This is a genomic window from Mitsuaria sp. WAJ17 (genome assembly GCF_014174515.1).
In the GTDB taxonomy this organism is placed as follows: Bacteria; Pseudomonadota; Gammaproteobacteria; order Burkholderiales; family Burkholderiaceae_C; genus Roseateles_B.
In genome coordinates, this window is sequence record NZ_JACJUG010000026.1 from 1 (window position 1) to 12,349 (window position 12,349).

The following is a 12,349-nucleotide window of genomic DNA, read 5'->3' on the forward strand; positions in this document are numbered from 1 at the left end:
CCCACGCCCGCGCCCGCGCCCACGCCCACGCCCGCGCCAACGCCCACGCCAACGCCCACGCCAACGCCCACGCCAACGCCCGCGCCAACGCCAACGCCAACGCCAACGCCAAGCCCCACGCCCGGCCCGCCCCCCCAACTGGCTACGCTGCGCACCGACCTGGGCAACCCCTGGTCCCTGGCCGTGTTGCCTGACGGTCGGATGCTGCTGACCCAGCGCAGCGGCGGCCTGCTGCGGCTCAGTGCCGATGCTCGGCAGAAAGAAGTCATCACCGGTGCTCCCGCTGTGGATGCGGCCGGGCAGGGCGGCCTGTTGGACCTTGCCCTGGATCCCGACTTCAGCCAGAACGGCCTCGTCTACCTGAGCTTCAGCGAGCCCGGCAGTGGCAGCGAGGCCGGACGCAGCGGCACGGCCGTCTTGAAGGCACGGCTGCAGGGCTCGGCCTTGGTGGAGGGGCAGGTGATCTTCCGGCAGAGCCCCAAGGTCAGTGGTTCCGGGCACTACGGCTCGCGCCTGGTCTTCGCCCGTGACAAGACCCTCTTCGTGACCCTGGGCGAGCGCCAGCAGGGCAGCCCTGCACAGGACCTGGGCAAGACCTTGGGCAAGGTGATGCGCATCAACCGCGACGGCAGTCTGCCGGTGGACAACCCGTCACTGGGCGCTGGCGCTGCGGCGGGCGTCTACTCACTGGGCCACCGCAATCCGCAGGGCGCTGCGCTGCATCCGCAGACAGGCGAGCTCTGGATCAGCGAGCACGGCCCGCAAGGCGGGGACGAGATCAACCGCATCACGCCCGGCGGCAACTACGGCTGGCCCGTGCGCAGCTATGGCTGCAACTACGGCGATCCGGTGGGCGATGCCTGCCGCATCGGTGGGGGCACGCATGCGCCCGCCTATATGGAGCCCCTGACCTTCTGGGTGCCAACCTCCATCGCGCCGGCTGGCCTGCTGTTCTATACCGGCAGCATGTTCCCCGAGTGGCAGGGCCAGCTCTTCTCCGGCAGCCTGGCCGGCCAGGCGCTGTGGCGGCTGACGCTGGCCGGCAACACGGTGCAGGAGCGTCGCGCGATGTATGCGGATCTCGGCGAGCGCATCCGTGACGTCAGGCAGGCGCCCGATGGCGCGCTGCTGATGCTCACCGACAGCGGCAAGCTGCTGCGTGTCTTTCGCTGAGGGGCGAGGCGCTCACAGCGCGAGGCCCAGGCAGACGGCGTCTTCCCGGCCCGCGTAGTGGCCATAGCCCGGGATCTCCGCGAATCCCTGGCGCCGGTAGAAGGCCAGGGCGCGGGCGTTGCTGCGCCGGGTCTCCAGCCAGACGCGCCGATAGCCCTGGCGGCGGGCCTCATCCAGCAGGGCCGCCAGCAAGGCGGCGCCGATGCCCCGACCGCGGGTCCGGGCGTACATGCGTTTGATCTCGGCCGTCCCGGGCGGTCCGTCGGGGAGCAGGCGCAGGGCTCCGCAGGCCTGGGCCTGCCCCAGCACGTCCCGGGCCACCAGGAAGGCACTGCCGGGCGCGTGCATCTGCGCGGGATCGAAGCGTGCGGCGCCGCTGTCACCGCAAAGCGCGGCAAGCAGGGCATTCAGCTCGCCCATCAAGGCGGCAGCCTCCTCGCCGCAGGCGTCTTGTGGCTCGATGCGCCAGTTGGCCACGGCCGCGCCTCTCACAGGGTCTTGTAGAGCAGGGCCGCCGAATGCAGCCGGCCTTCAGCGCAGACGCTGTGCTCTGGGATGGCACCGGCGCGCTGCCAGCCCAGGTGGGTATAGACCGCCTCGGCCTGGGAATCCGCCGGCGCCTCCAGGACCAGCAGGCGACGGCCCTGGCGCAGGGCACTGCATTCCAGGGTGGCCATCAGCTGGCTCGCGATGCCCCGGCCGCGCTCCTGGCTGTGCACCATGAGGCGCTGCACCTCACCGCGGTGGTGCGCGTTGGAGGGCTGGGGGAGGGCCAACTGCACCGCACCCTGCAGCGGGCCATGGCCATCACCCTCGCAGGCGATCCAGAGGTGATGGTGGCTGCCCAGCCGCGCATAGACGCTGTGCCAGTAGTCCATGGCCTGGTAGCGGGACAGCGGCGCAAGAAAACCCAGGGAGGCGCCGTGGTGCACGCTGTCGATGAGAAGGTCCGCCAGAGCGGGCAGCCATTGCAGGTCCCGTGAACCCAGCGCTCGCACCTGCACCGCACCGCGCTTGCGCGCCTCCCCGACCACGCGCAGGCGGGCGGCGCCAGCGCCCTGGGGCTGGGCGGTGGGCGGCTGCAGCGGAGCGAGGGACGAGGTGGCGGCCGGGGTGTAGGCAAAGGGGGCGTCAAAGGCTTGCATGGTGCTGCGCTCCTGAGTTCGGATCGGCCCGTCGGGTGGACGGATTCACCTCCTTCAAAGCAAGCAGCGTGCCAATTGCCGGCGGCACGACGATGACGGGATCAGACCGTCTGTTCGGCAGGGGGCCAGCCTGGCTCGTCGCAAAGGCGACCGCGGCCCCGGCGCTTGGCCTCGTAGAGCGCGGCGTCGGCGCGGCGCATCATGTCCTCGACGCTGCGGTCTCCCGGGCGCAGCAGGGCCCAGCCCGCGCTGTAGTCCAGGGGGAAGCCCAGCTCGGGCTCCGCTCGGGCACGCAGCACGGCTCGCAGCCGCGCATCCATCGCGTGAGGGCCCAGGGCATCGCTGCGGGCCATCAGCACGCAGAACTCCTCGCCGCCCACCCGTCCGGCCAGGTCGCCCACCCGAAGCACTTGCTGCACGCAGCTGGCGAACAGGGCCAGGGCGCGGTCCCCGCCCTCATGGCCATGATCGTCATTGACCTTCTTGAACAGGTCCAGGTCCAGCATCATCAGGCACAGGGGCTCGCCGTGGCGCCGGGCAAGGGAGATCAGCTCCGCGGAACGGCTGCCGAAGGCGCGGCGGTTGGCCAGTCCGGTGAGGGCGTCCGTTTGGGCCTGGCGCTGCAGGTTCAGCTCGGTCTCGCCGCGCCATGCCACGAGGATGGACAGCACGCTGACCAGCAGCATCACATGCGTCCCCAGGATGATGGCCTGCGTGAGCGCCGCTTCCCAGCCCGCCTCGCGTTCGAGGAAATGCAGGCCACAGCGCAGCAAGGTGACGCCGGCCATGACGCCGAAGCCCAGCCCGAGCAAGGTGCGCCACGCCCGGTCCTTGTGCTCGATGGGCGTGCCATGCCTGCTTTCGAGGCTCTTCTGCTCCGCCTCGCGCGGCCAGGAGCAGGCCAGGGCCAGGGCCAGCATCTGCAGGGCAAGGCCCAGGCCGGACCAGGCGATGCCGAAGTGGTCTGCGCCGCTGCCATCCAGCACCGAGGCGAGGGCCAGCACCAGGGGCGCACCCGTCATGGCCCAGCGGCCAGGGCGCCTGCCCAGCCAGTCCCTGAGGGCCAGCCAGAGTGCGCTGAGGCTGGCGCTGAGTGCCAGCATGGCGACGAAGCCGCCCAGACCATCGCTGATCGGGGTGCCCGAGGCCTGCCGCAGCCACAGTGCCATCCAGCCCACGCATTGCAGGGCGATATAGCCTTGTGCGAAGCGGGCCGCGCGACTGACGGGCGAGCCCATCAGCAGGGGCAGCATCACCATGAGGCTCAGCAGCTCCAGCAGTAGCAGGCTCAGCAGCGTGGGGGTGTCCAGGGACATGGAGTCGAGTCTTGCCTGGAAGCGGGGCGTCCCCCATTGTGGGGCTGCCCGCCAGAAAAAGTCACGCGCTGGTGCACACCACCGGGTGGCCGATCACTGGAAGGCGACTTCGGCAAAGCTGCGCAGCTTGCGGCTGTGCAGCTTGCCGGCCGGGCTGGCACGCAGCAGCTCGATGGCGCGCAAGCCGATGCGCAGGTGCTGGTCCACCCGCTCGCGATAGAAGTGGTTGGCCATGCCGGGCAGCTTGATCTCGCCGTGCAGGGGTTTGTCGGAGACGCACAGCAAGGTGCCATAGGGCACGCGGAAGCGGAAGCCGTTGGCGGCGATGGTGGCGCTTTCCATGTCCAGCGCGATGGCCCGGCTCTGGCTGAAGCGCCGCTCCGGTCCACCCTGGTGTGCACTGGGCAGCAGCTCCCAGTTGCGGTTGTCGGTCGAGGCCACCGTGCCTGTGCGCAGGATGCGCTTGAGCTCGAAGCCCGAGAGCTGTGTGACCTCTGCCACCGCCTTCTCCAGGGCCACCTGCACCTCGGCCAGCGGCGGGATGGGCACCCACAGCGGCAGTTCCTCGTCCAGCACATGGTCCTCGCGCACATAGCCGTGGGCGAGCACGTAGTCCCCCAGCTGCTGGCTGTTGCGCAGTCCGGCGCAGTGGCCCAGCATCAGCCAGCAGTGCGGGCGCAGCACGGCGATGTGGTCGCTCATGGTCTTGGCATTGGCCGGACCCACGCCGATGTTGACCATGGTGATGCCGCTCGCATCCTTTCGCAGCAGATGGTAGGCCGGCATCTGAGGCAGGCGCAGCGGCGGCAGGCCCGGCGTCATGGAGGCAAACTCCGACTCGCAGCCCACGCGGGCCGTCCAGACGTTGCCGGGCTCGACGAAGCCGATGCAGTCGTCCAGCTCATGCGGTGCCGCCGGGTCGGGCGGCGATTGCATCAGCTCGCGGCCCAGGCGGATGAATTCGTCGATGTAGAACTGGTAATTCGTGAAGAGCACGAAGTTCTGGAAGTGTTCCGGCGAGCAGCCGGTGTAGTGGCGCAGGCGGTGCAGGGAGTAGTCCACCCGTGGCGCGGTGAACAGGGCGAGGGGCTCGGGCTCGCCCGGGGCGGGTTCGTGCGTGCCGTTGGCGATGCCGTCGTCCATGGCGGCCAGGTCCGGCAGGTCGAAGCACTCGCGCAGCAGCAGCCGGCGCTCCGGCGGCAGATCGCCCTCCAGGTGCTCGTGCTCGCTGAGCGCGAAGTGCAGGGGGATGGGCGCGGTGCTGCTGCCAATCTCCAGCTCCGTGCCGTGGTTCTTCAGCAGCAGCTCGAACTGTTCGCGGTAGTAGCGGCCGAAGAGCTCGGGCCGGGTGAGCGTGGTCTCGTAGACACCGGGGCCGGCCACGAAGCCGTAGGCCAGCCGCGAATCGCCCCGGGTGAGCCGATCGCTGCGCAGGCGCACGAAGGGGTAGCAGGCGCGCACGCGCCCCACGTCCTCGCCGCGGAGGAAGCGTTGCAGGGCATCGCGCAAATGGCTCACGCCCTGCGAATAGATCAGCTGCGCCTGCTGCCAGGCTGCCTCGGCCTGCTGGAAGCGCTGAGGGGCGACAAAGGGGGCGGTGTTGGCAATCTTCATGGGAGCTCCTGCAGGCATTGTGGCCCGGAAGCCTGGGCCTCAAGAAAAGTAGCAAAGCTACTCAATGGCAATTGGTGTTTTGATTCATCTGTTGGTTACGCGAGGTTTCTAAGGGTTGCTCCGCCCTGTTTGATGTAGTTTTGTTTCAATACCATGCCGTCAGGTCGCGGCCATGACCGCGCCAGCAACGGAGCGAGACACCATGAATGCGATCGAGCGGCCACGCGGCCGTGGCTGGCTGTGGGCCGGCCTGCTGTCACTCACCCTGGCCCTGGCGGGCTGCGGCGGCGGTGCGGGGGGCGGCAGCGCCGCTCCCTCCACACCCCCGGCGGACGACCCGCTCCTGAGCCAGGGCAGTACGTCCGGCCCCAACGTCTTGCTGCAGGCCTTGCCGGCACCGGCCACCGGCGGAAGCACAGGCGGCACGGACACGGCCACCACGCTCACGGTGCACTACAAGCGCCTCGACGGTGTCACCAGCGGCTGGCAGCTCCACAGCTGGGGCGCGGCACAGGACCCGGGTTGGAACAGCGGCCACAACCCCGCGGGCAGCGACAGCTTCGGCGCGATCTACCAAGTGCCCCTGGTCGCCAGTTCGGGCTCCGTGGGCTATCTCTTCCACAAGGGCGACAGCAAGGACCACGGCGGCGCCGACCAGAGCTACACGCTCAAGCCAGGCAAGAACGAGATCTGGCGCATCGAGGGCGACGCCAGCACCTACCTCGCCAATCCCACCGGGGCGGCGGCGCCCGACCTCAAGCTCGTGCGTGTGCACTACAAGCGCTATGACGCCAACTACGCGGCCTGGGGCCTGCACCTGTGGGACGGCAGCGGCCTTGACGTGTCGCGTCTGACCGGCCTGGGCCTGGGCAACTGGGGGGCACCCGTGCCCCTGGCCCAGATGCCCGGCTACAGCGCCGGCAGCAGCGAGGTCGTGTTCGAGCTCCCTGTGCTCAACCCGCAGGGCGATGCCTCGCGCAAGTCGGTGGAGTTCATCATCCACGGCCTGCCGCCCCGGGAGGGCGACAAGGACGGCCGCGACCAGAACATCCGCGTGGACTACGCCGCCCTGCGCATCAGCCAGCAGGTGGGCGAGGTCTGGCTGGTCCAGCAGGACGCCACGGTCTATGCCGCGGCACCGGACACGCGCTCCGTTTCCAGCAGCGACGCCCGTGCCGTGTGGCTCAACCGCGGGCTCATCCAGTGGCCCCGGGTGGACGCGGGTGGCGTGCACAAGCTCTACCACTCGGCCACCGGCCAGATCGTGGTGGCCAAGGACGCCAAGCTCAGCGGGGCTGACGGCTCGCTGCTGCTGAGCCGTTCAAGCGCTGCCGTGCCTGCCGCCGTGGCCGAGCGCTTCAAGTACGTGGCCCCCGGCGTGGTCCTGGCCCTCAAGGACAGCGATCAGGCCCGGCTGGGCGAGCTGCTGAAGCAGCAGCTGGTGCTGGTACAGGAAGATGCCAGCGGCCTGGTGCAGAACGCCACCACCGTGCAACTGGCCGGCGCGCTGGACGATCTCTATGCCGCGGCCGCGTCCATCCCCGACCTCGGCGCCACCGTGGCCGGCGGCAGCACGCGCTTCAAGCTCTGGGCGCCCACGGCCCAGACGGTGCGTGTCTACACCTATGCCGGCAGCAGCGGCGAGCCGCTCAGCGTGGACGCCATGAGCTTCGACGCCGCCACGGGCGTCTGGGCCCTCAGCAAGCCCTCGGATCTCAGCGGGCGCTACTACCGCTATGCCGTCGATGTGTTCGTGCGCGGCAAGGGCCTGCTGCGCAACTTCGTGACGGACCCTTACTCGGTGAGTCTGGGCCTGGACTCCGCGCGCAGCTACATCGCCAGCCTGGACGATGCCCGCCTCAAGCCCGCGGGCTGGGACCAGAGCACGCCGCCCGCGACTGTGGCCCGCAACACCGACATGAGCATCTATGAGCTGCACCTGCGGGACTTCTCCGTCACGGACGCCAGCGTGCCGGCCGCGCATCGCGGCAAGTACCTGGCCTTCACCGACACGGCCAGCCAGGGCATGCAACACCTGAGGGCCCTGGCCGCAGCCGGCCTCACCGATGTGCACCTGCTGCCGGCTTTCGACCTGGGCAGCGTGCCCGAGAGCGGCTGCACGACGCCTGCCATCAGCGGGGCGGCCGACGCCGAGACCCAGCAGGCCGCCGTCGCCGCCGGCGCCTCTGGCGACTGCTTCAACTGGGGCTACGACCCCTACCACTACGGCGCCCCCGAGGGCAGCTACGCCAGCGATGCCGCTGATGGGGCCAGGCGCATCCTCGAGTTCCGCCAGATGGTCATGGGCCTCAACAACGCCGGCCTGCGCGTGGGCATGGACGTGGTCTACAACCACACCGTCGCCTCGGGCCAGGACACCGTCAAGTCCGTGCTGGATCGCGTGGTACCGGGCTACTACCACCGGCTCAATGCCAGCGGCGGCGTGGAGACCTCGACCTGCTGCGACAACACGGCGACCGAGAACCTGATGATGGGCAAGCTGATGATCGACACCACGATCCGCTGGGCCCGGGACTACCACATCAGCTCTTTCCGCTTCGACATCATGGGCCATCAGCCGCGCGCGGTGATGGAGCAGCTCAAGGCCGCGGTGGCAGCGGCCGCAGGCCGGCCGGTGCAGCTCATCGGCGAGGGCTGGAACTTCGGCGAGGTCATGGACGGCGCGCGTTTCGTGCAGGCTTCCATGGGCTCGCTCAACGGCTCGGGCATTGGCAGCTTCAACCCCTTCATTCGCGATGCGGTGCGGGGCGGCAGCCCCTTCGACTCGGGCAACGCCCTGATCGCCAACCAGGGCTGGATCAACGGGCTCTACCTCGATCCCAACGCGCAGTCCGGCGGACGCAGCCGCAACGACCTGATGTGGCAGGGCGATCTGATCAAGTCCGGCCTGGCCGGCTCGATCAAGGGCTTCCCGCTGCAGACGCACTGGGACGCCAACGTGACGCTGGATCAACTCAACGGCGCGGGCTATGTGGCCGAGCCGGGCGAGGCGGTCAACTACATCGAGAACCACGACAACCAGACGCTCTTCGACATCAATGCCTGGCGCCTGCCCCTGACGACCTCGCGCCAGGATCGTGCCCGCGTGCAGATCCTCGGCGCGGCGATCAATGCCTTCAGCCAGGGCGTGGCCTATTTCCACGCCGGCGTGGACCTGCTGCGCAGCAAGAGCCTGGATCGCAACAGCTATGACGCGGGCGACTGGTTCAATCGCCTGGACTGGCGCTACCAGGACAACGGCTGGGGCAGCGGCCTGCCGATGAAGGGAGACAACGGTGACAGCTGGGCCCTGATGAAGCCCCTGCTGGTCAACGAGGCCATCCGGCCGACGCCTGCGGAGATCGCCTGGACCCGCGACGCCTTCCGCGACCTGCTGCGCATCCGCGCCAGCTCCAGCCTGTTCCGCCTGCCCAGCGCGGCCGAGATCAAGCAGCGTCTGCGCTTCCACAACACCGGCTCCGGCCAGCAGGAGGCGCTGATCGTGGGCCAGCTGGACGGCCGCGGCCTGGCGGGCGCCGGCTTCCAGGAGCTGGTCTACATCTTCAATGCCGACAAGCAGTCGCGCAGCCTCAGCATCCCGGCCTTGCAGGGCAAGGGCTACCGCCTGCACCCGGTGCACCTGGCCGGCGGGGCAGCGGATGCGCGCATCGCCACCGAGGCCCGCTACGAGGCCATGACCGGCCAGTTCAGCGTGCCGGCGCGCTCGGCGGTGGTCTGGGTGCTGGGCAACTGAGCAGGGGGGACTGCCCATGAAGAAGGCCAGCCCGCGGGCTGGCCTTTGTGCTGCCGGGGCCCTTGCCGGGGCCGGCCGCTCAGGGGCGCGAGGGGAAGATGCCTTCGGTGGCGATGAAGCAATTCATCGTGACGAAGGGCTGCATGTTGTTGAAGGGCTGGCCGCCGCCGGCCACGCTGCTCTGCGTGGGGGCCATGGTGTTGCCCGGGGTGGCTTCGGCATACAGCGTGGTGCGGGCTTTGGTGGCCGGAGCCTTGCCGGTGGGTGAGATGCTGTTGGCGTCATCGCTGCTGGCGATGGGGGCCACGGTGTGGCTGTGCGGGGGCATCTGCGAGGCCGCCAGGGTGTTGTTCTCGGTGCCGCCCTGCTCGCCCAGGTTGCGGAAGGTCAGGCCCGGGCCCATGCCGGTGTGGATCATCACGCGGCCGCGCATGTCGGGCAGGCCGAAGGTCACGCGGCCATCGCCGCCGTAGGTCGTGCCCAGCAGCGAGAACAGCGCGGTGTTGGTGGCGATGGGCAGCAGCTGGCCGTTCATCGCGGCCCAGCCGCGCGGCGCGAAGTTGAAGCCGGCGCACATCACCTGGCCGATGAAAGGCTCGGCCTGGGCCTGGGCTTGCTGGGCCAGGCCCAGGGCGACGACGAGGCCCAGCAGGGCGCTGCGGATGCGGAAGGTGTTCATGTGTCGTGCTCCTTGATGTCGGTTTGCGGATCCGGAGAAGGGGGGCAGGTCTTGCTTCTGAGGCAGGGGCTCAGCGCTTCAAGGACTTGCGACGGCTGGCGGCGCCGGCGGCACAGGCGGCCAGCAGGGCCAGGGACAGGGCCTGAGGCTCAGGCACGTCGCTGGCCTTGCCGGCGGGCGTGAAGCGCAGATCGTCCACGTCGAAGACGAAGAAGAAGTCGCCGTTGCTCTTCAGCGTGATGCTGTTGAAGGCATCGCCCGCCTCTGCGGCCACGAAGCCCATGAAGTAGGCATAGCTGCCCGCGCCGTCCGTCATCGCGCCGCTTTGCGGCCCGTTGCTCAGCACCGTGCTGCCGACCGACAGGGACAGGTCGCCCTCGATCACGTCACCGCCCGCCACCACGTAGAGGCCGAAGGCGCGCAGCGCGCTGCTGAAGGTGAAGGTCATGGTGTCGCCGGAGCTGAACTGGTCCAGATTGCCGGCATCGTCCACCCCCAGGAAATGCGTGCCCGAGGGGTTCCACAGGCCGGCCTGGTTGCGCACGGTGGGGGGCAGGCCTACGGCGGTGCTGCCGGTGACGCCGAAGCCGCCGGGCGGCGCGGACTCGAAATCGACCAGGGTCTGGCTGCCCAGGCCGGCGCTGGCGGTGTTGAAGCTCACCAGGCTGGTGCTGCCCACCAGCGCTGCCTGCGCCGCACCGGCCATGCCCAGCAGCAGCGCGGGCAGGACGGCCCAGGTGCGCATTGGCTTGTGTTTCATGGGATCACTCCTTGCTTGAGCAGGCTTCGCACGTCGCGGACCTGCATCAGGCGGGCTTGTACGCCTGTCGGGCGAGCCTGGACCGGCGCTCCCCCAAGTTCTAGGGGCACTGGGTTGCAGGTGTGGTCCACAATGATGCAGTCCAGTCCAATGCCAGGGAGCGAACCCATACGTCCCGGCGACCGGCCCGGCGCCCGAGCTGCCGCATGTACTCTCCTTCTGCTCCGATGCCTGTGCTTGCCCATGTAGGAAGCGCGGATCCCGAGTCCGACCGGCTCTAGCGCTTCCGCATGGACGAGGCCTCCGGTGCCTTGCGCGCCGAGCCTGGCGCGCCCGCGCTGCCCCGTGCAAGCTGGCTGCTGGCCGATCCGGCACGCGGGCTGCTCTATGCCGCCCATGAGCTGCGTCAATTCGACGGTGGCGCCCAGGGTGCCCTGGCCGTGTACCGGCCCGAGGCCCAGGGCACCGTGTGCCTGCATCAGCAGGGCAGCGGCGCCGACAGCCCCGTCCACCTCACGCTGCTGGACGGGACCCTGCTGCTGGCCCACTACCAACAGGCGGCCCTGGGCCTGTGGGGCCTGGATGGGGAAGGCCTGCCGACGGGGCCGGGCACCGTCTGGCCCAGCGATCCCCAGGGCCGCTGGCAGCCGGGCCCATCCCGCCCGCTGAACGCGCCAGCCGGCAGCCGGGCCTCCAGCGGCCATGAGGCGGCGCATCTGCACATGATGCGGGCCAGCCCCGACGGCCGCCATGTGCTGGCCAGCGACCTGGGCCAGGATCGGCTCCAGGTCTGGAGGCGCGAGGGGCGGTTGCAGCTGCGGCCCCTGGAGGGCCTGGCCCTGACCCCGGGAGCGGGGTCGCGGCACTTCCTCTTTGCACCCGGGCGAGCGGACCGCGTGCACGTGCTCTGTGAGGAGTCCTCCACGCTGGCGACCCTGCACTTCGATGCGGGCACCGGTGCCCTGCGCCTGCTGGACGAGATCAGCGTGCTGCCCGCGGGTTTCGCCGGCACCAGCTATGCCTCCGACCTGCTACTGGCGCCCGACGGCCGCCATCTCTATGCGCTCAACCGCCTGTTCGATGCGGTGAGCCTTATCGCAATCGACGCCACAGGCCTGCCCCGCGTGCTCGATCACGTCTGGACCCGCGGCTCCTACCCGCGCAGCGCCGCGCTGGACCCGGCCGGCCGCTTCCTCTATGTCTGCAACGAACGCAGCGATCAATTGGCCGTGCTGCGGGTGGAGCCAGGCATGGGCCTGAGCTCGACCGGCCTGCATGTGCCGGTGCCGCGGCCCGTCAGCGTGCACCTGGGCCGCTGGGACCTGGCGTGACGCTCACTTGACGGGGATGGGCGTACTGCGATCCACGGGTACGGCGGTCACGCTGTTCTGTGGCGAGCCCTCGATCAGGCGGTCCGAGTAGGTCATGTAGACCAGGGTGTTGCGTTTGGCGTCGATCATGCGCACGATGCGCAGGCGCTTGAAGACCAGCGAGATGCGCTCGTTGAACACCTCTTCCTGCTGCGGCAGGGGCTTGGCGAAGCGCAGAGGCCCGGTCTGGCGGCAGGCGATGGAAGCCTCGCTCTTGTCCTCGGCCAGGCCCAGCGCGCCTTTGATGCCGCCAGTCTTGGCGCGCGACACATAGCAGGTCACCCCTTCCACGCGCGGGTCGTCATGGGCATCGACCACGATCTTGTGGTCCGGGCCGATCAGCTTGAACACGGTATCGACCTCGCCGATGGTCTCCGGGCGGGCCTGGCTGGCGCTCCCGCACAGCAGGCTCAGTGACAGGCCGGTGGCCACCAGCAGGGGGCGTGCCACGGCACGGGACAGGGTGGACGGCGCAGGCATGAGGGGCTCCTTCTCCGGGAATCAAAGGTGACCCTCATTATTGGCGCCCCACAGCTCT

10 protein-coding genes are annotated in these 12,349 nt (G+C 69.6%); 3 read left to right on the forward strand and 7 right to left on the reverse strand.

Annotated elements, in window-relative coordinates:
* Nucleotides 1–1,173 (forward strand): PQQ-dependent sugar dehydrogenase (locus H5407_RS18490; RefSeq protein WP_183105967.1); only part of this gene is annotated, 1,173 nt, incomplete at its 5' end.
* A 12-nt stretch (nt 1,174–1,185) separates the two neighbouring features.
* On the opposite strand, the gene H5407_RS18495 is transcribed toward H5407_RS18490, so the two are convergent.
* The 4 genes from H5407_RS18495 to H5407_RS18510 all read right to left on the reverse strand — a co-directional run bounded on the left by H5407_RS18495 (nt 1,186) and on the right by H5407_RS18510 (nt 5,248).
* Complete coding sequence (locus H5407_RS18495; RefSeq protein ID WP_310737670.1) at nt 1,186–1,650, reverse strand: GNAT family N-acetyltransferase; 465 nt, start codon at nt 1,648–1,650, stop codon at nt 1,186–1,188.
* Nucleotides 1,651–1,661: 11 nt separating this feature from the next.
* Nucleotides 1,662–2,318 carry a GNAT family N-acetyltransferase gene (locus H5407_RS18500; RefSeq protein ID WP_183105968.1) on the reverse strand — a complete coding sequence of 219 codons (657 nt, stop codon included), beginning with the start codon at nt 2,316–2,318 and terminating at the stop codon, nt 1,662–1,664.
* Between the two features lie 101 nt (nt 2,319–2,419).
* Nucleotides 2,420–3,634 carry a GGDEF domain-containing protein gene (locus H5407_RS18505; RefSeq protein ID WP_183105969.1) on the reverse strand — a complete coding sequence of 405 codons (1,215 nt, stop codon included), beginning with the start codon at nt 3,632–3,634 and terminating at the stop codon, nt 2,420–2,422.
* Between the two features lie 93 nt (nt 3,635–3,727).
* Nucleotides 3,728–5,248 carry an AMP nucleosidase gene (locus H5407_RS18510; RefSeq protein WP_183105970.1) on the reverse strand — a complete coding sequence of 507 codons (1,521 nt, stop codon included), beginning with the start codon at nt 5,246–5,248 and terminating at the stop codon, nt 3,728–3,730.
* Between the two features lie 202 nt (nt 5,249–5,450).
* Here H5407_RS18510 and pulA point away from each other — a divergent pair, with 202 nt between their 5' ends.
* Nucleotides 5,451–9,002 (forward strand): pullulanase-type alpha-1,6-glucosidase, encoded by a 3,552-nt coding sequence (gene pulA, locus H5407_RS18515; protein ID WP_183105971.1) that lies wholly within the window; start codon nt 5,451–5,453, stop codon nt 9,000–9,002.
* A gap of 79 nt (nt 9,003–9,081) precedes the next feature.
* On the opposite strand, the gene H5407_RS18520 is transcribed toward pulA, so the two are convergent.
* Both H5407_RS18520 and H5407_RS18525 read right to left on the reverse strand, forming a co-directional pair.
* Nucleotides 9,082–9,681, reverse strand: coding sequence for a phage tail protein (locus tag H5407_RS18520; RefSeq protein WP_183105972.1), 600 nt, complete (start codon nt 9,679–9,681; stop codon nt 9,082–9,084).
* A 70-nt stretch (nt 9,682–9,751) separates the two neighbouring features.
* Nucleotides 9,752–10,441, reverse strand: coding sequence for a PEP-CTERM sorting domain-containing protein (locus H5407_RS18525; protein WP_183105973.1), 690 nt, complete (start codon nt 10,439–10,441; stop codon nt 9,752–9,754).
* A gap of 290 nt (nt 10,442–10,731) precedes the next feature.
* Between H5407_RS18525 and H5407_RS18530 the strand changes: the two genes are divergently transcribed.
* Entirely contained in the window at nt 10,732–11,772 is a 1,041-nt protein-coding gene (locus tag H5407_RS18530) for a beta-propeller fold lactonase family protein (protein ID WP_183105974.1), read from the forward strand.
* A 3-nt stretch (nt 11,773–11,775) separates the two neighbouring features.
* Here the strand turns inward: H5407_RS18530 and H5407_RS18535 are convergent, their stop codons facing one another.
* A complete protein-coding gene (locus H5407_RS18535; RefSeq protein ID WP_183105975.1) occupies nt 11,776–12,291 on the reverse strand; it encodes a CreA family protein in 516 nt (171 codons plus the stop codon).
* Between the last annotated feature and the right edge of the window lie 58 nt (nt 12,292–12,349).

Coding starts and splice junctions, on each gene's coding strand:
- H5407_RS18500 (WP_183105968.1), bottom strand. CDS start 2,318: ATGCAAGCCTTTGACGCCCCCTTTGCCTACACCCCGGCCGCCACCTCG.
- H5407_RS18520 (WP_183105972.1), bottom strand. CDS start 9,681: ATGAACACCTTCCGCATCCGCAGCGCCCTGCTGGGCCTCGTCGTCGCC.
- H5407_RS18535 (WP_183105975.1), bottom strand. CDS start 12,291: ATGCCTGCGCCGTCCACCCTGTCCCGTGCCGTGGCACGCCCCCTGCTG.
- H5407_RS18510 (WP_183105970.1), bottom strand. CDS start 5,248: ATGAAGATTGCCAACACCGCCCCCTTTGTCGCCCCTCAGCGCTTCCAG.
- H5407_RS18530 (WP_183105974.1), top strand. CDS start 10,732: ATGGACGAGGCCTCCGGTGCCTTGCGCGCCGAGCCTGGCGCGCCCGCG.
- H5407_RS18525 (WP_183105973.1), bottom strand. CDS start 10,441: ATGAAACACAAGCCAATGCGCACCTGGGCCGTCCTGCCCGCGCTGCTG.
- H5407_RS18505 (WP_183105969.1), bottom strand. CDS start 3,634: ATGTCCCTGGACACCCCCACGCTGCTGAGCCTGCTACTGCTGGAGCTG.
- pulA (WP_183105971.1), top strand. CDS start 5,451: ATGAATGCGATCGAGCGGCCACGCGGCCGTGGCTGGCTGTGGGCCGGC.